Raw genomic sequence first — 20,052 nt, forward strand, 5'->3', positions numbered from 1 at the left:
GCCTCCTGGCATGATGACGAAGCTCGACAACCCGTATCGCATTTTGCTCCTCGGCGGAACGAGCGAGGCGACATCCCTTGCGCAAAGTCTCGCCGACCAAAACGGCATCTTCACGATTCTGTCGCTCGCCGGCCGCACAGCCAATCCCGCGGCGAGCCCACTCCCCGTTCGCGTCGGCGGCTTCGGCGGCGTCGACGGGCTCACCGAATATCTGACGAGCGAGAACATCGATCTCATCGTCGACGCCACGCATCCGTTTGCCGCCCGCATCAGCAACAACGCCATCGCGGCGAGCGTCGCAGCTCACGTTCCGTTGCTCGCAATCGAGCGGCCGCCGTGGACGCCGGCCGGCACCGACGAATGGAGCGAGTTCGACAGCGTCGACGCCGCAATCGCGGCCCTGCCCGACACGCCGCAAGACGTCTTCTCCGGTCTCGGCCGACAGGCGATCAATGCGCTGAGCGCCGCGCCACAACATCGCTATGTCATCCGCGTCGTCGACGCGAGCGAACCGCCCACGAACCTTCCGCACGCAACGATCGTCGCCGCGCGCGGCCCATTCCGCACCGAAGACGACATCGAACTTTTCCGGAAGCACGGCATCAGCCACGTGCTCGCCAAGAACTCCGGCGGCAGCGCTGCCTATTCCAAGATCGAAGCGGCGCGCATGCTCGGCATCAAAGTTCTCATGGTTCGGCGTCCCGCGATTGCGCCCCGGAAGACCGTCACCTCCGTTGAAGACGCTCTCGCCTGGATCGAGACCCATCATCAGCGTCGCTCCGAACGCGGCGTATAAATCCAGGCGCGGCCATCGGCAGACTTCACCTGCCGCGTCGCCCGCGATCCGATGATAACGAGCGTGCGCATATCACACTGCATATCCGCGGCTTCCGCGAGCGTCGCAATGTCGATCTCTTCGTCCGGCCTGCCGACGGCCCGCGCGAAGACGACGATCGTTTCAGCAGGCAGCACCGCACTCAAGATGTGGAACGCCTGTTTGATCTGCTGCGGCCGCGCCTTCGATGCCGGGTTGTAGAGCGCAATCACGAAGTCGGCCTCGGCGGCGAGCCGAAGGCGCTTCTCGATTGTCGCCCACGGCTTCAAATTATCCGACAGCGAAATTGCGCAAAAGTCGTGACCCAGAGGCGCGCCTATCCGCGCCGCCGCCGCGAGCATCGCCGTCACGCCGGGCTCGACGCGAATGTCGACACCATCGGCCGAAGCCGGATTGCTTTCGACCGCCTCGTAGACCGCAGCCGCCATCGCAAAGACCCCAGGGTCTCCACCGGAAACCACGGCGACCCGCTTTCCGCCTGCGGCCAGCGTCAGCGCGCGTTGCGCTCTCACGAGTTCCTCGCGATTGTCGGACGCTTCGAGAACTTGCCCCGGCCTCGGCGCAATACGGTTTACGTAAGGCGTGTAGCCGAGAATGACATCGGCTGCCGCGACCGCGACCGTTGCAGCAGGTGTAACCCAACCTTCGGGACCAGGCCCAAGCCCGACGATGACAAGATCACCCTTCATGCGATGCGGCGTCCACGACCGCCCGGCAGCAACACGATCGAAAAATATGGAACCGCACAATCGCCAAGATCCGCAAGCGGAACGATCCGCTCGCCCGGCATCGTTCCGCGCTCGACATAAATCGCGTCGTTGAAGCGCCCGGCATCTTTCAGCGCCTCTTTGATTTTCTGCAAATTGTGGCCAACCTTCATGATGACCGCGGCATCAGCGCCTTCGAGATGCTTCGCCAGCACCGCGCGGTCCAATGTGCCGGGCAGCACCGTCAATATATCGTCCCCGTAAGTGATCGGCGCGCGCGCCGCTGTCCAGCAGCCGGACATGCCCGTAATGCCGGGTATCACAGTCACCGGATGAGCTGTCTTGATGCGGTCGTACATATGCAGAAACGATCCGTAGAAGAATGGATCGCCCTCGCAGAGCAGCGCCACATCCCGTCCCTCGGCGAGATGTCCTGCAATCGTCTCCGCGCACTCGATATAGAACTCACGGATGGCGGAGACATACCCCTCTTCCCGGAAATCGATCTCGGTCGTCACCGGATAATCGAACGCGGCTTCGGTCGCCGTCTCTCGGATATGCGCACTTGCAATCGTGCGCGCGTGCCCGGCCCTTCCGCTCTTACGAAAATGCGCCACCACCGGCGCTGTACTCAACACACGCACCGCCTTCAGCGTCATGAGCTCCGGATCTCCGGGCCCAAGGCCGACACCAAACAACGTCCCCGATCGCACCTCGCTCATTCGGCCTCACTTGCAAGCGCGTTGACGGCGGCGGCAGCCATGGCGCTGCCGCCCTTGCGGCCGCGCACGATGGCAAATGGAATGCGCGCGTCAGCTGCCAGCGCCTCTTTGGATTCAATTGCGCCAACGAAACCGACGGGCATGCCGATGACCGCCGCCGGCTTGGGCGCACCCGCATCCATCAGTTCGAGAAGCCTGAAGAGCGCCGTCGGCGCATTACCGACGACGACGACTGAACCCGCTAGATGCGGCTTCCAAAGCTCCATAGCGGCAGCCGTCCGGGTATTACCGATACTGGCCGCGATCTCCGGCACACTGGGATCTCGAAGCGTGCAAATGACGGAGTTTTTCGCGGGCAACCGCGCGCGCGTAATTCCGTCGGCCACCATCATCGAGTCGCAGAGAATTGGCGCGCCAGCTTCAAGTGCCGACGCGGCGCTCCGCGCAAATGTCGGCGACATGATGATGTCGCGCGCGATCTCGACCATGCCGCACGCATGAATGATGCGTACCGCGACGCGCTCCTCCTCCGGCGAAAATCGCGCGAGATCGGCCTCAGCGCGAATGATCGCGAATGAGCGCGCATAGATCGCTGCGCCGTCCCGGATATAGTCCTGAACCGTCATGATGCGGATTCCATGATGAAGCGTGATACGGCGTTGCCGATATCGCCGGGTTCGACTTCGGCCAACGCGACGAAAGCCCCCAGACCGGCGAGTTGAGGCGTTCCGTTGCGAATAAGATCGTAGCGCCCTTCGCGTGCGACGAGCGTGAAATCCGCTGAAGACCGCCTCGCGCAACCTTTCTCGCACCCCGAGACGTGAACCGTATAACCACTGAGCGAACCGTTGAGAGCGTCAACGAGACGCTGCGCATCGCCGCGTGTATCGGTTGTTGCATTCTTGCATCCGGGCGATCCGGGGCAAACGTCCATGGCCAGGCGAACGTCCCTGCCGGATGCAATCAAGCCGAGGTCGTCGGCAACTTCCAGGAGCGCCTTGGCGCGTGCGCGATCGTTGACCGGGAAAATGAGAATTCGTTGCGGGCTTGTGAAAACATTGTTGAGCTTCGCTGTCGCCGCATCCTCGCAAAGGCGAACCAGTTGATCGGCAACGATCCGTCCGAACGGAAGCCCGATGCCAACCCCGAACACGTGTTCTCCGCTGCTCAGCAATCCACCGGGCGGAGGCGGATCGATCGCAGCCTCGACTGGCGACGACGTTACGCGCAATTCCGCCGCAGCAAAAATTGCGGCAGCCCCACGCGCCGCAACTGCATTTCGCATGCGCCTGACGCTCGGATCGTTCGCCGCCAAATCGAGAAAGACGAGTGCGAGACCGCGAACGGCTGTCGGCACATCGCTTTCCGAAACGGCACACGAGACGTCTGCCGCGCCATCGAGAAAGACGGCGAAGCGATCGCCGTCCGATGCGATCATAATGTCGGTCGCCCTGCCGCCGACGCGCGGTTCCGAAGTCCCCGAGAAGCTGACGCCGAATTTTCCCGGCAGCGCCCAGAGGCGTGCGTCATCCACAAGTATGACTTCGATCGCAGCCGCGAGAGCCCTGACATCGCTCCGCGCTGGATCGATGCCGCTTAGCGGATCGACGACAACATTGCGTACCGCTTCGATCTGAGCCGACCCGTCGATCAAACCCGCTGCACGAAGCGCGGCGATTGCCGCATCGTAGCTATCATCCGAAACACCGCGCAATTGTAGATTGCCGCGGTTCGTAAGATCGATCTCGCCCGAGCCAAAGCGCGCCGCCGCATTCGCAATCACATGTAGCGCCGAAAGGCTGAACGCTCCCGCGCGCGGCCGCACGCGCACGAGCAGCCCATCGCCCGAGCGCATCGGCCGAAGCGCACCCGGACACCATCCCTTTCGCAAATGCGCCGCGCCTGTCATTCAGCGGCCTCGCGTGGCTTATGCGGACCCGCGTTCAAGTCGTTACGGCGTGGCTGCCAGAACCCGCGAGAAATCGCTTCCGCGAAACGCCGGCGCATTGCCTCCATCGCCGCCGGATTTTCCCGTTCGATGAACGCCGCCACGGCGGGATCGCCGAGATAAGCGTTGTAGAGCCGCTCAAAACCGCCGTTATCGACGGCTGCTGCAGTCGCCGCAAAAGCAAATGCCGCATCGACGCTCTGAACCATCTCCGCAGCACCACGGAAGCCGTGACGCATCTGCCCTTCGATCCATCGCGTATTGGCGGCACGGCCATGAATGACGCGTGCGCATTCTTCTTGCAGCGTCCGTACGCGTGGTTTCTCGGGCTCTGCCGTATCGCCATGATAGAGCGCGACACCACTGTTGCCGACGGTAGCAGCGGCAGCTGCGAAGCCGCCTTCGTGTGCTGCGAAATCGCCACCCGTCAGCAGATCAATCTCGCCGTGGTCCTGCACATGGACAAAGGCATCCGCAGCGGCGACACGATCTTTGAACTCTCCAGCGGCATCTGTGCCGCTACTTTCATTGCGATAGCTTTGCGACGAACTCTGAAGATAAGCGTTCCCGAGTTCCTCCCGCTTCGACCAATCGCCGCGATCGATGTGCTGCATGACGCCGGCGCCGTAACTGCCGTCCGCCGGACCAAAAATCCGATCGAGCCGGACGCCCTCGCGATGCGCCGCGCGCAGCGGATTGTCGGCTACGTCCTCGGCAAGACCCGCAACGAGCGCCACGGCGCTATCGAATAGCGCAAGCTGCGCTCCGAAAATATCGCGAAAAAGCCCGGAAATGCGGAGCGTAACGTCAACGCGCGGCCGGCCGAGCTCCGCCTGCGCCTCTGTCTCGATACCCGTGATCCGATAGGAGCGATGGTCCCACACCGGACGGACGCCGAGAAGCGCCAGCGCCGTAGCAAGCTCTTCGCCCCCCGTGCGCAGCGTCGCGCTACCCCAAAGGTCGAGCACGATGGCGCGCGGCCAATCGCCGTGATCGCCGGCATACCGATCAAGAATTGCTTTAGCGGCGCGTTTTCCATTTGCCCACGCCGTCGGCGTCGGCACACTGCGCGGGTCGACGCTATAGAGATTGCGGCCCGTGGGCAGCACGTCGGAGCGGCCGCGGCTCGGCGCGCCTGCTGGGCCCGGCTCGATGAATTTTCCGTCGAGCGCGCGGACGATGGCATCAAGCTCCCCGTCGTCAAGCACGTGCAAGCCGTCACGGATCGCGAGCTCTTTCACATCGCAGAGAAACGCATCGATACGCATCAAAGCGTCGTTGGGCGACATACCGGCTTCAAGCCCGCAGCGCTCCGCGATCCCCGCGCGAAATGCAGCATCGACGATCTCTCCGGACAGCACCTTGCGCCGTCGCGGATCGAGACCATCCGCCGACGAAAATTCATCGACCAGCCGCTCGACCTCGTTCAATGGACCGGACAAGCCAGCTTCTACCATGGGCGGCGGCCGGTGTCCGAGCGTCACGGCCGCAAGCCGTCGCTTTGCTTGCGCAGCTTCTCCCGGATCGTTGACGATGAACGGATAAATCATCGGCACCGGCCCGAGCAAAGCGCGCGGCCCGCAAGCTTCGCTTCCGGCGATTGCCTTCCCCGGCAACCATTCGAGCGTGCCGTGCGCGCCGAGATGGATCAGCGCATCGATGTTCGCGACATGCTTCAGCCACAGATAAAACGCGACGTAGCTATGCCGCGGCGGCGTCGACGGATCGTGATACTGCGCCTTCCGGTCTTGAACTTGGCCGCGCTCCGGCTGCAATCCGATGAGCAAATTGCCGAACCGCGCAACGCGAAATGAAAAAGCGCCATCGACGGCAAAGTCGTCTTCGTCCGGCTCACCCCACGCTGCAGTGACGCTATCACGGAACGCTTGGGAAAGCTGACCGAAGGCCGCGCGGTAGTCTTCGAGCGGCCAACAGATTGCCGGTGCTTCGGAGCTGAGCAGGCGGGCAAGATCTTTCGACCCATCCGGCGCAGAAGAAAGCAAATAGCCTTCTTCACGCAATCGCGCCGCGATTTTGCACGCGCTTTCGAGCCCATCGAGACCGACAGCGTGGGCGATCTGATCCGGTCGCCCCGGATAGGTCGATAGCAGCAGCGCGACACGGCGATTTCCGCGCGGCGACGTCCTCAACGTCGCCCAAGCGGCGGCGAGATCTGCGACGTGTCCGATGCCGGCATCGTAGGGAGCATGTCGAAGCAACGAAATTCCGAGGTCGCTGCCGAGACCGTCTTCTTCTTTGAACGACACAACACCGGTAAACAGCCGGCCATCGAGTTCGGGGAGAACGACGTGCATCGCAAGGTCGGATGCACCAAGGCCCCGTTGCGAATTGTCCCATCCGGCGCGCGATGCATTCGCAAGCGCAACCTGCAGAACCGGACAATTGGATCGGTCGAGCGGCGACCCATCGGCGCCGTCACGCGCGGCAAACGCCGTGGCATTGACGATCACATTCGGCCGAAGTCGGCCGAGTTCCGTTTCGAGCCACGCCGCTGACTCCGGAGCCTTCAGACTTGGCACGTACAAAGCGGTGGTCGCTAGACCACGTTGATCCAACGCATCGATCAGGCCGTCGATCGGCGCAACGTCGCCTGCGAGCAAATGCGAGCGATAGAAAATGACGGCCGCCGTCCCGAGGCCATCGGCCGCGAGTTCGTCTTGAGGCGCCGCACTTTCGCGATAGATGCCAAAGCCGGGAATAACCGACGGCTCTGGAATGCGGGCATCGCCGCCCTTCGCTCGCATGAGCAAGCCATTCAGCGCCGCACGCGTATTCTCAACACCGCCCGCATCAAGAAGCGATTGCAGTCTCGTCAGATCATCTGTCTCGATTGTCGACAACGCACTGAGCCGAATATCCGGCCGCCCGTCGCCCGGCACGATGGCCAAAGAAATTCCAAGCTCGCGGCAATACTTGCCGATCTGCTCGCCGCCATAGCGCCAATAATCGAGCCCGCCGAGCAAACGGACGAGGGCCGCCTTCGTGCCTCTGAGCGTCGTGTCCGCAAAAATATCGACCGACATCGGATGGCGCAGCGCATTGAGGTTCGCGATCCGAAGGCTCGGACGTTCGTCTCCGGCAACAGAACGAAACGCCGCGGCCGCCATTGCCAAATCGGAATCGGAAAATGAAAGAAAGACGATATCGGCGGGCGCAAGTCCGAGATCCTGAGGCACGGCGGCCTCATCGAGATCTCGGCTCTCGCGGACGACGATATGCATTAGGCAGCGCCTGTCAGAGTCCTGGTGATGCTCTCGCGGTCGAGACCTTTCTGACCGATGACGACGAGCTTGCCGAGCCGCGGCTCGCCGTCCCGCCACGCGCGCTCGTATCGCGTATCGACACGTTCGCCGACGCCCTGCAATAACAGTCGCATCGGCTTTCCATCGATTGCTGCAAAGCCCTTGATGCGCAGCACTTCATGAGCATTGGCGATTGCCTTGGCTCGTGACGCGAGATCCGCAGGCGAAGCGAGCGCCGGTACCTCGACAATGAATGTCTCGAAATCGTCGTGGTCGTGGTCCGGCTCGTTGTCGTGATGGGATGGACGGGCGGCAAGATCGTTCTCTGCCGCTGCCGAAAGCCCAAGCAATACACTCGCGGGAACGCGCCCCTCGCGCGTCGCCACGATCTTGATGCTGCGCGGAACGCCGGCTCTGATCTCTTCCGTGATCTGATCCACTTCTTCGGCCGACATCAGATCGCTTTTGTTCAGAACCACGAGATCGGCGCAGAGAAGTTGATCCTCATAGACCTCTTCCAGCGGATTTTCATGATCGACGGAAGGATCGGCTGCGCGCTGCGCCGCGACCTTCACGGGGTCGTCTGCGAACCGCCCTGCCTTTACTGCGGGCCCATCGACGACGGTCACGACGCCATCGACTGTGACGCGGTTGCGGATGTCCGGCCATTCGAAGGCTTTCACCAGCGGCTTCGGCAAAGCCAGACCCGACGTCTCGACGATGATGTGCTCGGGCGGTGGATTTCGCGACAGCAAAGCCTCGAGCGTCGGCACGAAATCGTCTGCGACCGTGCAGCAGAGGCAGCCGTTCGTCAGCTCGACGATATTTTCCTCGGGGCAATTCGCGATACCGCACGAACGAAGAATAGCGCCGTCGACGCCGACATCGCCGAATTCGTTCACGATCAAGGCTAGGCGACGGCCTTCGGCATTCTCGATCGCATGCCGGACGAGCGTCGTTTTGCCCGCGCCCAGAAAGCCCGTAACGATGGTGACAGGCACCTTGCGCGCGCTCATTGGCAAAACTCCGAGTTGAAGTTGGTATGGTGAGACATGCGGGCAAACGGTCCCGCCGCCGCGGCCCCGGCCTGAGCCGCACGTTTGAACATCCACGCATGATGGGATGGCGCGCAATGGGGTGCGCAGAGCATTCTGAAAGTCATGTTAACCTTTCTCGCCCCACCGGCGACGGGCTGATCCTTCTACGACGGCAGGTCTCCTGGCTCGCGGGTCTCAGCGTCTGACGACCTTCCCGGGCATCGGCCCAGTGGTCATATCGCCAGCGCTCGCCGCTCACAGTTGCGGGGGCAGCTGCGGAGTAAATACCGCATTCCCTTTGAACCCTCTTGCGAGGGACCGTCGTCCCCATCGATAAGTGAGCCACTATCCTTCGTCAATCGCCATCAGCGTCTTCCTGGACCATCCGAAAGCAGCTCATGCCAACGCCAACCCTGCCGCAGCTGACATTGGTTCTTGGAGGCGCGCGTTCGGGCAAAAGCCTCTATGCCGAGCAGCTTTTGACGAGCCAGCCGGGGCCCTGGGCCTATATCGCCACCGCCGAAGCCTTCGACGACGAGATGGACGAGCGGATCAAGCTGCACAAAAGGCGTCGCAGCAGCGGCTGGGTTCAGCACGAAACCCCTCTCGACATCGCCGATACCTTGTTGAACCGGACGTCCGAACTGCCGTCCCTCGTCGACTGCCTGACCTTATGGCTGTCGAATTTGATGCACGCGGAACGTTCGATCCCCGACACGACCGACAAACTGATCGCGGCGCTCTCGAAGCGGATCGCCCCCTGCGTCATCGTTTCGAATGAAGTCGGTCTCGGCATCGTACCCGACAACGCGCTCGCGCGAGCGTTTCGGGACGAGGCCGGCCGTCTCAACCAAAAAATTGCGGCCGTCGCGGACAAAGTCGTCTTTGTCGCTGCCGGCTTGCCGCTGACCTTGAAAGGCTGAAACGTGACCACCGATCCGACGATAGACGAAGCCGAGCGCCACAAGGCCAAGATGGCCAAGCGCAAAGCCGTGCAGGACGCCGAGGTCGCCTCGAAGTCGATCGAAAAGGGCGTTCTCCTCGTTCACACGGGCCCCGGAAAAGGCAAGTCGACTGCTGCGTTCGGACTTGCCTTGCGAGCGCTCGGCCACGGCTGGCGCGTCGGCGTCGTGCAATTCATCAAGGGCGCTTGGACAACGGGCGAACGTGACGCGCTTCGCATGTTCGGCGATCAGGTCTCCTGGCACACGATGGGCGAAGGCTTCACTTGGGAAACCCAGGATAAGGCGCGCGACATCGCGGCGGCCGAGCGCGCGTGGGCGAAGGCCAAACAGCTGATGGCGGACCCCACAATTCGCCTTCTCGTTCTCGACGAACTCAACATCGCGCTCCGCTACGATTACCTTCCGCTCGATGACGTCATCGAAACACTCCGCAACCGCCGCGCCGATCTCCACGTCGTCGTCACCGGCCGCAATGCCAAGCCGGAGCTGATCGCGCTCGCTGACGGCGTGACGGAAATGGCAGCCGTGAAACACCATTTCGCGGCCGGCATCAAAGCGCAGGAAGGCATCGAGTTCTAATGCCAGCGCGAACCTTGATGTTTTCGGGCACCGGCTCGGACGTCGGCAAATCCCTGATGGTGGCGGGCCTTTGCCGTCTGCTCGCGAACCGCGGCATCCGCGTCGTGCCCTTCAAGCCGCAGAACATGTCGAACAACGCCGCCGTGACGGCCGACGGCGGCGAGATCGGCCGCGCACAGGCATTGCAAGCGCGTGCGGCGCGCGTCGCGCCATCGGTTCATATGAACCCCGTATTGCTGAAGCCCGAAAGCCAGACAGGCGCGCAAATCGTCGTGCAAGGCAAAATGATCGGCTCGGCGAAGGCGCGCGAATTCCAGGCGAAGAAGCCTGAGCTTTTGCCGGCGGTTCTGGAAAGCTTCGGCCGGCTCAAAGCGGAAGCAGATTTCGTCCTCGTCGAAGGCGCGGGTAGCGCTTCCGAGATCAACCTCCGCAAGAACGACATCGCGAACCTCGGCTTCGCGCGCGCGGCCGGTGTCCCCGTTATCCTGATCGGCGACATTGATCGCGGCGGCGTCATCGCCAGTCTCGTCGGAACGCAGCGTGTCCTGGAGCCGGAGGACGCGGCGATGATCAAGGGATTCGTCGTCAACAAGATGCGCGGAGATCCGACGCTCTTTGCCGACGGCATGTCTGCGATCTCGAAGATGACAGGATGGGCCGCGCTCGGCCTCGTGCCCTATTTCGACGCCGCACGGAAACTTCCCGCCGAAGACGCGCTCGCCCTGCGCGATCTTGCGAAAACATCGAAATCAAAGGGACCCGTGAAGCTGCGCATAGCAGTGCCTGTGCTGCCGCGCATTTCGAATTTCGACGACCTCGACCCCTTGCGGAGCGAACCGGGTGTTGCCGTCGATTTGATCGAAGCAGGCCGGCCAATTCCAGCAGAGGCCGACGTCATTCTCCTTCCGGGCTCGAAAGCCACGATCGATGATCTCGCCGCACTGCTTGCCGAAGGCTGGGACATTGATATCAAGGCGCACGCTCGCCGCGGCGGCCGCGTGCTCGGCCTTTGCGGCGGCTACCAGATGCTGGGCAAACGCCTTTCCGATCCGAACGGCATCGAAGGCCTGCCCAGAACCGTAGAAGGTCTCGGACTTCTCGACATCGAGACGGAATTTGGAACGGAGAAAACACTCGCAGCCGTCGAGGGAACGCTTCATTTGAACGGCGCGCCGTTTCAGGGCTACGAGATGCACGTCGGCCGCACCGGCGGGCCGGACACAGCTCGCCCCATGGTGACGTTCGCCGACGGCCGGAGCGACGGCGCATCGTCGCCAAATGGCCACATCGCCGGATGCTATGTGCACGGCATTTTTGCGTCTGACACGGCCCGCGCCGCCATCCTCGCAACTTTCGGCGCCGAAACATCGGGCAACAGTTACGAAGCGGAAATCGATGGCATTCTCGATGGCTTCGCCGAGCACCTCGCCCGCCACGTCGCGATCGACGAGCTTCTCAGCCTCGCAAAATAGCGGCGAAGAGCAACAAAACAGCGATCATGATCGCCCATGCGATCATCGCGAGGCGAAGCGCCGCGTCGATGTCGTCCGGCCCGAGATCGCGGCGGCCGTCTCCCATATAGGCGTCCTCGACGCGCACGTTGCCATAGACCTTTGGACCGTTGAGCTTGAACTCCAGCGCCCCCGCCATCGCGCTTTCTGCCCAGCCTGCGTTGGGTGACCGGTGCTTGGAAGCGTCGCGAGACATCGCCTCGAGCGCCGCCGCAGGCGAAGCCTTCGGCACGAAGAGAGCAGCCCCGGCGAAAAGCAATCCCGTCAGACGCGACGCCGGTAGATTGACGAGATCGTCAAGCCGGGCCGCCGCCCACCCGAACGCCTCGTGCCGCGGCGTCCGATGACCGATCATGCTGTCCGCCGTGTTGATCGCCTTGTAGACGGCGAGACCGGGCAGCCCGAAAAAGGCAAACCAGAACACCGGCGCGACGACGCCATCGGACGCATTCTCAGCCAGACTTTCAATCGCTGCACGCGCGACACCGTGTTCGTCGAGCGTCTCAGGATTGCGACCGACGATACGGCCGACCGCAAGGCGCCCGCCTTTGAGGCCATCGTTCGCGAGAGCGCGCGCGACGGCGGCGACATGGTCGTAAAGACTCCGGCTCGCGATGAGCGTCGAAGCCAGGACAGCGATCAGAATTTCACCAATCGCACTATACGCCGACGCACGCTCGATGACCCAGGCCACCGCTCCGACAATCAGGACGATGATGCCGAGCGCCAGAACGCCCGCCAAACGACGTGCCTCGACGCTTTCGCTTTCCTGATTGAGCCGATGATCGAGTGCGGAGATGAGCGAGCCGATCCACGTTACGGGATGCCCGACGCGCTCATAAAGCCAATTCGGATACCCAAAGAGTGCTTCAAGCGTGAGCGCACCGGCGACGATGAGAAGTGTCTGGGCCTCACTCACGGAAATTGCACGTGATGCTGGTGTGAGAGACGCGCACGGCGGCCGATCTCAAGACTGCTCCGGCAGAACGCCGTGGGTTGCAGCGATCGCCTCAGCCTGCTTCGCAGCGTCTCGGGCCGTCGCATAACGCAAAGCCTCCCCAAGCATCACAAGCACCGGTCCTTCCGGATGCGCCGCTTCAAGCGCCGTCGCAATAGCTCCGATCGTCGAGATGAAAACGCGTTCGTCCGGCCGCGTCGCATTCGCGACGGCGATGGCCGGCGTTTTCGGGTCGAGCCCATGCACGAGCGCAATCTCGGTAAGTTCCGCGAGCGTCCGTTTCGGCATGTAGACGACTGTCGTCGCTGCGCTGTCGGCGACAGCACTCCAGTCGATGTCCTTGGGCAGCTGTCCGCGACGGTCGTGCGCCGTTATGAACTGCAAACGGCGCGCGTGATCCCGATTGGTCAGCGACACCTTGAGATTGGCCGCCGCGCCCTGCGCCGACGTCACGCCCGGCACGATGGTGATTGGAATGCCTGCCGTCTCGCACGCTTCAATCTCTTCGCCCGCGCGGCCGAAAATCAGCGGATCGCCCGACTTGAGACGCACGACATTCAGCCCCTCGCGTGCAAGCGATACCATTTGCGCATTGATGTCGGGCTGCTTGCACGACTGCCGGTAGCCGCGCTTGCCAACATCGATCAGGCGAGCACCGGGGCGGACCAGATCGAGAATGGGCTTGGCGACGAGATCATCGAACAGCACCGCATCCGCCGCTTGCAGCGCATTCAGCGCCTTGATCGTCAAAAGCTCGGGATCGCCCGGCCCCGCGCCAACCAGCGCGACTGCGCCCTGACGCTTTGTGTCTGCCGGTCGAGATCCCGTCTCGCCGGTCGCGAGCGGCCCCGAACCAACCGTAAAATGACGCGTATCGAAAGCTGTCCGCGGCTGCCATCCGTGCCGTTCGAGCTCGGGATCGAGATGTTCTTCGACCGGCCAACCGAGCGAGAGATATCCGACGAGCTTCCACTCGGCAGGCACGCCAAGCACCCGCGAAACTTCTGCCGGATCGATGATTGACACCCAGCCCAGCCCAAGGCCGGCCTCGCGTGCAGCAAGCCACAGCACCGTCACCATGCACGCGCAAGAATGGTCGAGCGCTTCCGGCATCGTATGCCGCCCGAGCCCGTGGCCCTGAAGCGTGCCATGATCGGAAAAGATCGCGAGATGCACGGGCGCCGCGTTCAATCCCTCGAGCTTCAATCGATTGTAAAGATCAGCCTGATCGCCGTCGTAGCTTGCGCCCGCTCGGCCCCGCGCCCCTTCGAAGTTCTTCGCAATCTCCGCCCTGACGTCCGGAGACTGTACGTTGACGATCCGCCACGGCTGACTGTTGCCGACCGACGGCGCGAGATCCGCGAGCCGCAGAAGCCGGTCGATCAACGCATCGGGAACCGCATCCGTCTTGAAACGGCGTACGTCCCGGCGCCAGCGGATAAGCTCCTCCAGCGTCGCGCGCTCTTCCCCGTTGGGGCTCTCATTCTCGGGCTTGCGAATAGTCATTGCAAAAATGTTCGGTCAGGAGGGATGGGCCTACCAGCTATATCATTATTCCAGCCCCGGCCAGCAAGCTGGCATATACGGCATCTAAGGCGGGGTTGGGTGAGGTCAGAAAGCCTCTTTTTAGCGGTGGCGGAGCGATCCCGGCTGGATTTAGTCCGCGTTGACCATTGTTTCGCGGCAACCAGAACAGACCGCGGTTTCGCCGTCCCCGCTCGGCCGCCTGATCGGAAATCCGCATTCGGAGCAGAGCGTGTGATGCCCCTCGCGAACCCCGTGCTCCAGCGCGACCCGCTCATCGAAAACGAAGCATTCGCCACGCCATAAGCTTTCTTCCGGCGCAACCTGCTCCAAATAACGCAGAATGCCGCCGTTGAGCTGATAGACGTTCGAAAAGCCCTCGCGAAGCATGAAGGCACTAGCCTTTTCGCAGCGAATGCCGCCCGTGCAGAACATCGCGATCTTACGTTTCGGGTCGTCCGAAAGCGCCCGCTTTACATAATCGGGGAATTCGTTGAATGCCCGCGTTTCCGGATTATGCGCACCCTCGAATGTGCCGACCTGGAACTCATAATCGTTCCGCGTATCGATCACGAGAACATCCGGGTCGGCAATCAGGGCATTCCACGCGTGGGGCTCGACGAACGTGCCGGTTGCGATGGAAGGCCGGGCATCGGGAACGCCGAACGTCACGATCTCCTTCTTGATCTTCACCTTCAGCCGCTGAAACGGATGCGCGCTCGCCTGCGAATATTTGACGATCAGATCCGAAAATCTCGGCTCCGCTACGAGCGCCTCGATCAGAGCATCGATATCATTCCCGGCACCCGAAACGGTGGAGTTGATGCCCTCAGCTGCAATCAGGATCGTGCCCAAAATTCCGCGCGCCGCGCAAAGCTCGCGTAGGCTTGCCTGCAGCGTCTCGGGCTCGTCGATCTCGACGAATTTATAGAAGGCGGCGACTTTGACCGTCACGCACGTAGCTTTCATATATGAACCGGTGGATCGGCAAATCAGGGACAGCCGTCCGAGAGTTACGCCCGCTTCCATACGGTCATGCCCCCCGAAGAGCAAGCCGCGGCATTTTGGCGGCATCCCGGGCGCACGCCGGCTGCCTTTGACTGTTGGCGATCAAATACTGGCGATGACGCGCCGGACGTACTCGGCGTAAGGGCTCTTTCCGAGGCGGCCAAGCCAGGGCTCCAGGTCCGACGGCGAAATGAACCCCATGCGCACGGCGATTTCTTCGGGGCATGAAATCTTGAGGCCCTGACGGCGCTCGATCGTTGCGATGTATTCGCCCGCATCGCTCAAGCTGTCGAATGTACCGGTATCGAGCCAGGCATACCCCCGCCCCATGCGCTCGACATGAAGCGCGCCCGCTGCGAGGTACATTTCATTGAGCGTCGTGATCTCGAGCTCGCCACGCGCCGAAGGCTTCACGCGCGACGCAAAGTCAACGACCTGCTTGTCGTAGAAATAAAGACCCGTTACCGCCCAGTTGGAATTCGGCTTTCGCGGTTTCTCGTCGATCGCCTTGGCGTGACCTGCCTTATCGAACGTCACGACGCCGTAGCGTTCGGGGTCAGCCACCTCATAAGCGAAAACCGATGCGCCGTCTTCGCGGGATGCTGCGCTACGCAACAGTTCGCCGAACCCGTGGCCGTAGAAGATGTTGTCGCCGAGGACGAGCGCGCATCGGTCGTCACCGATGAAATCGCGGCCGATGATGAAAGCCTGCGCGAGTCCCTCGGGAGCCGGTTGCACCGCATAGCTCAAGCTCAGCCCGAATTGTTCGCCCGTGCCGAGAAGCGTCTGAAAAAGGATCTGGTCCTGTGGCGTCGTGATAATCAGGATATCCCTGATGCCGGCCAGCATCAGCGTCGACAGCGGATAATAGATCATCGGCTTGTCGTAGACGGGAAGCAGCTGCTTCGAGATCGTCAGCGTCAGCGGGTAAAGGCGCGTGCCGCTGCCGCCCGCGAGGATGATGCCCTTGAGGGTGCTCATGTGCGCGTGCTCATGCGAATTTCCCGGCGCTATTTATCTTTTGCGAATGTTCCGCCGCTTCCTCGCGGGGAGGACCGGCGAGCCGATCCAGGCAATCGGAAAGCGCTTCTCTCCACGACCGGAGTTCAAGCCCGTAGACGTCGCGGAGCTTTTCCGTCGAGAGCACCGAGTAGGCAGGACGCAAAGCCTTGGTCGGATAATCTTTGGTGCCGATCGGCAGAACCCCGACATCGCGCCCGCCACGGCGCGCCGCGCCCTCGATGATCGCCTGCGCAAAGCCGAACCATGTCGTCTCGTCGCGATTGACTGCGTGAAAGACACCGAACATCCGCGGGTCCGGCGAGGATGTGCTCGCGGGAGGAATGAGTTGGCTGACAAGATCCGCCAGGTCCGGTGCGAACGTCGGGTTGCCGCGCTGATCGGCGACGACTTTGATTTCCGGGCGTTCCACGCTCAGGCGCAGGATGGTCCTGACAAAATTGCTTCCGAACGGGCTGAAGACCCAAGCGGTGCGAAGAATGATGTGCCTCGGATTGGCTTGAGCGACGCGATCCTCGCCCTCTTGTTTGCTGCGTCCGTAAATTCCGAGCGGCGCCACGGGATCTGTCTCGACGTAAGGCACGCGCTTGCTGCCGTCGAACACGTAGTCGGTCGAGAAATGAATGATCGTCGCGTCGACATCCGCGGCTGCCTTTGCGGCAGCTTCCGCACCAGCGGCGTTTACGGCGAAAGCGGCATCAGGTTCGTCTTCTGCCTTATCGACGGCCGTATAGGCTGCCGCATTGACCACGACGCTCGGCCGAGCCGCGAGAATGGCGCGTCTCACGGATTGCGGATCGCGAAGATCGGCCTCCGGCCGCCCGACGACAGTGAAACGCTGGCCGCCGGCCTCCAACAACTCGATAAGAGATCTGCTGACCTGACCGTGCTGACCGATGATGAGTATGCTTCGCTCGTCGCTGGTCACACGACCGACTCCGCCAGCGCGACGTCATCCGGCCTTGGCGTCTGGAGCAAGCCAAGCCTGTTCCCCGCGTAGACTTTCTCGCGCAGCGGCCGCCACCACCACTCATTGCTCAAGTACCATTCGACAGTCGCCGCGATGCCGCTGTCGAAGGTCTTCTCAGCGCGCCAGCCAAGCTCCGTCTCGATCTTGCCGGGATCGATCGCGTAACGCCTGTCGTGTCCGGGGCGATCGGGAACAAATGTAATAAGGCTTCGGCGCGTCTCCCCGCTTGGCCGAAGGCTGTCGAGGGCATCGCATATCCGCTCGACCACCGAGATGTTCTCCATAGGCGCTCGCCCGCCGATATTGTATGTCTCGCCTACGCGGCCTCTTTCGAGAACCGACGTAAGAGCCTTCACGTGGTCCTCGACGTAGAGCCAATCCCGGACCTGCCGCCCGTCGCCGTAAACCGGCAGCGGCCGCTTCTCGAGCGCATTGAGCAGAACAAGCGGAATGAGCTTTTCCGGGAAATGATACGGACCATAATTGTTTGAACAGTTCGTGATCAGCGCCGGGAGCCCGTAGGTTTCTCGCCAAGCGCTCACGAGATGATCGGACGACGCTTTGCTTGCCGAATAAGGCGATCTCGGATCGTAAGCCGTGCTCTCGACGAAGAAGCCGCCGTCGTCGAGGCTGCCATAAACTTCGTCGGTCGATACATGCAGAAATCTGAAAACCTTGCGTCCTTCCGCGCCAAGCCCATTCCAATAATGGCGGCTGGCCTCGAGGAGGACGTGAGTGCCGAGAATGTTCGTTTTGATGAATTCGGCGGAAGACGTGATCGACCGGTCGACGTGGCTTTCAGCGGCGAGATGCATCACGGCATCCGGCCGGAATTCCGTGAAAACCCGATTGATCGCATCGGCATCGCAAATGTCTGCAAGGACAAACCGGTAGTTTGATTTATCCGATAGCGACGAGAGCGACTGCAAGTTGGCGGCATACGTCAACTTGTCGACGTTCAGCACGTCCCAGCCCCGGTCCAGGACGAGGTAGCGAACGAGTGCCGAGCCGATAAATCCGGCTCCGCCCGTAACAATGACTCTCATCCCCCGCCCCCGCGTTCAAATGACGTTCAAACTGTCCCCGCGATGTCTCTCAGCAAAGGAAGCTTTGCATCCTTGTCCGAGACGACCGCATCCCCTGCGTTGACCGGCCATACAATACCGAGCTCCGGATCGGACCATAAAACGCCTGCTTCTGCCCCAGGAGCGTAGTGACTGGAAACTTTGTAAACGACCTCGGTGTCGGGTTCCAGCGTGCAAAAGCCATGCGCAAAGCCGTCAGGGATATATAACTGCTGCCCATTCTCAGCCGATATCTCAATGGATACATGCCGTCGATAAGTCGGCGACGATGGCCTGAGGTCTACGGCGACGTCGAGAATGCGGCCGCGGCTGACGCGAACGAGCTTGGTTTGAGAATAGGGCGGAACTTGAAAATGCAGGCCCCGGACCGTGCCGGTCTTCGAGGACAGAGAAAAGTTATCCTGAACGAACACATCCCGGATGCCAGCCTCTGCGAGTGCCTTACTGTTATAAAGTTCAGTAAAAAATCCTCTCGTATCTTGAAAGCGCTTTGGTGTGATTACGATCAAGCCGGGGATATCGAGTTCAGTTATTCGCACGCGAGATTTCCAAGTGACTGTTCGGCCTCCCTATGTGCCGGTGGCGAATAGTTCGCATGTCGAGCCTTGAAAGAACAATCCCAGACTGACACGAGCGTGCGCGAAGGCCGGCAACATTCGTCACCGTGTGCTCGATGCGTCACGCCAATTGGTCTAGTTCACCTGATCGAAGCCCGTTTCTGCGGCGTCTGCCGTTGCCGCCTTTACGAACGGTTGAGCAAGCCATTTGATCCGCCGAAAAGAGCACGGCCTGACAACGAACTTGACACCACTGCCGCGCATCGCGAACCTAGTAGGCCCGTCCGCAATTCTCACGTTATTTGAACGGGTGTTTTGAAGTGCTCGATACGGCGAACGGCTCGCCGCGCAAAATTAGAACCATTCCAAGCAATGGGGCCATCACCGCAGCAATGCCCGTTAGTTATCTAGTCAGCTCATATAACAAGTCCGAATATCTCGTCTCGGTGCTGGAAAGCGTTGCCGCTGAGCTCGCCGTGACCGGCGGGGACGTTTTGATCATCGACGATGGATCGAAGGATTCGTCGTGGCCTCTCATCCGCGAGTTCAGTGCGAGAGATCCCCGCATCACGTGCCGGCGTCAGGAAAATCGGGGCATTTTCAACGTCACCAATCAACTGATCGCATCCTCGACCGGGGAGTGGCTGCGCATCATCGATTGCGATGATCCTCTCATCATCGGATCGACGTCGTTCATGATGCGAGTCGCCATGGACAATGACGCCGATTATGTCTTCGGCTCGACGTCGACTTACGGGCCGGAACCATTGGCCGGCGGACCAGCCAAACTCGGCGAGCAGCATCGATCGACTGCAACGATAGTGTCCGATCCGCTGAAATACGCGATTAGAGACTTCAATCACATCCCGACAGCGGCCTTGATACGACGCCGAAGCATTCCCGCTTCTCTTCGGCTCAACGAGGACTTGATTTCGTGCCAGGATCTCGCTCTCGCACTGCCGGTCTTTGAGCACTCTCGAGTTGCAAGGATCGACACGGCCGTCTGCCACCAACTCGTTCAAAGCAGCAAACGGCTATCCGCGAACGAAGCCCTCACTTATTTTCAAACCATTCAGATACTCAAAGAGTTTGGCGCCTCCAAATTCGATGAGGAATACAGATACATCACGATGAGGAAGATCGTTTCGCGGGCGCTGAAATGGATGCGGCACGAAAAACTGATTACGACCGCTCCAATGTTGTATTCACGCCTTTTGTTTCTCTACGTAACGTTGCTGGTATCAAATCCGGCGCGATGGGAGTACTATCTTGACTCCGCCGCTGAGAGCTACGTAGGCTTTATTCCCGCGGACGGGCGCGTGTATTGATAATGAATTAGCCTCGCTTTCAAGTTATTTGATCT

Annotated in this window: 18 protein-coding genes and 1 riboswitch; of the genes, 5 read left to right on the forward strand and 13 right to left on the reverse strand. The window is 61.4% G+C overall.

The features are described 5' to 3' along the window. The first annotated feature begins 10 nt into the window (after nucleotides 1-10). Nucleotides 11-796, forward strand: a complete 786-nt coding sequence (locus tag K2Q04_RS13475) for a cobalt-precorrin-6A reductase (protein WP_291164653.1) — start codon at nucleotides 11-13, stop codon at nucleotides 794-796. Here the strand turns inward: K2Q04_RS13475 and cobJ are convergent. The 6 genes from cobJ to cobW are packed head-to-tail and all read right to left on the reverse strand — an operon-like array spanning nucleotide 769 to nucleotide 8,491. Next, complete coding sequence (gene cobJ / locus K2Q04_RS13480) at nucleotides 769-1,524, reverse strand: precorrin-3B C(17)-methyltransferase (RefSeq protein ID WP_291164656.1); 756 nt, start codon at nucleotides 1,522-1,524, stop codon at nucleotides 769-771. The genes K2Q04_RS13475 and cobJ overlap by 28 nt on opposite strands. After that, complete coding sequence (locus tag K2Q04_RS13485; protein ID WP_291164658.1) at nucleotides 1,521-2,264, reverse strand: precorrin-2 C(20)-methyltransferase; 744 nt, start codon at nucleotides 2,262-2,264, stop codon at nucleotides 1,521-1,523. The genes cobJ and K2Q04_RS13485 overlap by 4 nt, the downstream gene beginning before the upstream one ends. Further along, on the reverse strand, nucleotides 2,261-2,890 hold the full coding sequence (locus tag K2Q04_RS13490) for a precorrin-8X methylmutase (protein ID WP_291164661.1): 630 nt from the start codon (nucleotides 2,888-2,890) through the stop codon (nucleotides 2,261-2,263). Before K2Q04_RS13490 ends, K2Q04_RS13485 begins: the two co-directional genes overlap by 4 nt. After that, the gene (cobG, locus tag K2Q04_RS13495; protein WP_291164664.1) at nucleotides 2,887-4,173 is read right to left on the reverse strand and encodes a precorrin-3B synthase; all 1,287 of its coding nucleotides are present in this window, start codon (nucleotides 4,171-4,173) and stop codon (nucleotides 2,887-2,889) included. The genes K2Q04_RS13490 and cobG overlap by 4 nt, the downstream gene beginning before the upstream one ends. Then, nucleotides 4,170-7,454: a cobaltochelatase subunit CobN gene (gene cobN, locus K2Q04_RS13500; protein WP_291164667.1), complete on the reverse strand. Its 3,285-nt coding sequence runs from the start codon at nucleotides 7,452-7,454 to the stop codon at nucleotides 4,170-4,172. The genes cobG and cobN overlap by 4 nt, the downstream gene beginning before the upstream one ends. Further along, entirely contained in the window at nucleotides 7,454-8,491 is a 1,038-nt protein-coding gene (cobW, locus tag K2Q04_RS13505; RefSeq protein WP_291164670.1) for a cobalamin biosynthesis protein CobW, read from the reverse strand. Before cobW ends, cobN begins: the two co-directional genes overlap by 1 nt. 174 nt (nucleotides 8,492-8,665) lie before the next feature. After that, nucleotides 8,666-8,850: riboswitch (cobalamin riboswitch) on the reverse strand. Nucleotides 8,851-8,910: 60 nt separating this feature from the next. On the opposite strand from cobW, the gene cobU reads away from it, so the two are divergent. Genes cobU through K2Q04_RS13520 form a run of 3 tightly spaced genes read left to right on the forward strand, consistent with a single transcriptional unit; the run spans nucleotide 8,911 to nucleotide 11,528 of the window. Then, a complete protein-coding gene (cobU, locus tag K2Q04_RS13510) occupies nucleotides 8,911-9,435 on the forward strand; it encodes a bifunctional adenosylcobinamide kinase/adenosylcobinamide-phosphate guanylyltransferase (RefSeq protein WP_291164673.1) in 525 nt (174 codons plus the stop codon). Between the two features lie 3 nt (nucleotides 9,436-9,438). Beyond that, nucleotides 9,439-10,056 (forward strand): cob(I)yrinic acid a,c-diamide adenosyltransferase, encoded by a 618-nt coding sequence (gene cobO / locus K2Q04_RS13515; protein ID WP_291164676.1) that lies wholly within the window; start codon nucleotides 9,439-9,441, stop codon nucleotides 10,054-10,056. Then, nucleotides 10,056-11,528, forward strand: coding sequence for a cobyric acid synthase (locus tag K2Q04_RS13520; protein ID WP_291164679.1), 1,473 nt, complete (start codon nucleotides 10,056-10,058; stop codon nucleotides 11,526-11,528). Before cobO ends, K2Q04_RS13520 begins: the two co-directional genes overlap by 1 nt. On the opposite strand, the gene cbiB is transcribed toward K2Q04_RS13520, so the two are convergent. The 7 genes from cbiB to rfbC all read right to left on the reverse strand — a co-directional run bounded on the left by cbiB (nucleotide 11,512) and on the right by rfbC (nucleotide 18,671). Continuing rightward, nucleotides 11,512-12,486: an adenosylcobinamide-phosphate synthase CbiB gene (cbiB, locus tag K2Q04_RS13525; protein WP_291164682.1), complete on the reverse strand. Its 975-nt coding sequence runs from the start codon at nucleotides 12,484-12,486 to the stop codon at nucleotides 11,512-11,514. The two genes, K2Q04_RS13520 and cbiB, sit on opposite strands and share 17 nt — an antisense overlap. A 48-nt stretch (nucleotides 12,487-12,534) precedes the next feature. Continuing rightward, on the reverse strand, nucleotides 12,535-14,031 hold the full coding sequence (cobA, locus tag K2Q04_RS13530; protein ID WP_291164685.1) for a uroporphyrinogen-III C-methyltransferase: 1,497 nt from the start codon (nucleotides 14,029-14,031) through the stop codon (nucleotides 12,535-12,537). A gap of 150 nt (nucleotides 14,032-14,181) precedes the next feature. After that, on the reverse strand, nucleotides 14,182-15,003 hold the full coding sequence (locus tag K2Q04_RS13535; protein ID WP_291164687.1) for a rhodanese-related sulfurtransferase: 822 nt from the start codon (nucleotides 15,001-15,003) through the stop codon (nucleotides 14,182-14,184). 156 nt (nucleotides 15,004-15,159) lie between these two features. Then, nucleotides 15,160-16,038 carry a glucose-1-phosphate thymidylyltransferase RfbA gene (gene rfbA, locus K2Q04_RS13540; RefSeq protein WP_291164690.1) on the reverse strand — a complete coding sequence of 293 codons (879 nt, stop codon included), beginning with the start codon at nucleotides 16,036-16,038 and terminating at the stop codon, nucleotides 15,160-15,162. 10 nt (nucleotides 16,039-16,048) lie between these two features. Next, on the reverse strand, nucleotides 16,049-17,005 hold the full coding sequence (rfbD, locus tag K2Q04_RS13545) for a dTDP-4-dehydrorhamnose reductase (protein WP_291164693.1): 957 nt from the start codon (nucleotides 17,003-17,005) through the stop codon (nucleotides 16,049-16,051). Continuing rightward, entirely contained in the window at nucleotides 17,002-18,093 is a 1,092-nt protein-coding gene (gene rfbB, locus K2Q04_RS13550) for a dTDP-glucose 4,6-dehydratase (RefSeq protein WP_291164696.1), read from the reverse strand. Before rfbB ends, rfbD begins: the two co-directional genes overlap by 4 nt. A gap of 26 nt (nucleotides 18,094-18,119) precedes the next feature. Beyond that, nucleotides 18,120-18,671: a dTDP-4-dehydrorhamnose 3,5-epimerase gene (rfbC, locus tag K2Q04_RS13555; RefSeq protein ID WP_291164699.1), complete on the reverse strand. Its 552-nt coding sequence runs from the start codon at nucleotides 18,669-18,671 to the stop codon at nucleotides 18,120-18,122. 338 nt (nucleotides 18,672-19,009) lie between these two features. On the opposite strand from rfbC, the gene K2Q04_RS13560 reads away from it, so the two are divergent. After that, entirely contained in the window at nucleotides 19,010-20,017 is a 1,008-nt protein-coding gene (locus K2Q04_RS13560) for a glycosyltransferase family 2 protein (RefSeq protein ID WP_291164702.1), read from the forward strand. The last annotated feature ends 35 nt before the right edge of the window (nucleotides 20,018-20,052 follow it).

It is taken from the genome of Hyphomicrobium sp. (assembly GCF_019753045.1).
Taxonomy (GTDB): Bacteria; Pseudomonadota; Alphaproteobacteria; order Rhizobiales; family Hyphomicrobiaceae; genus Hyphomicrobium_B.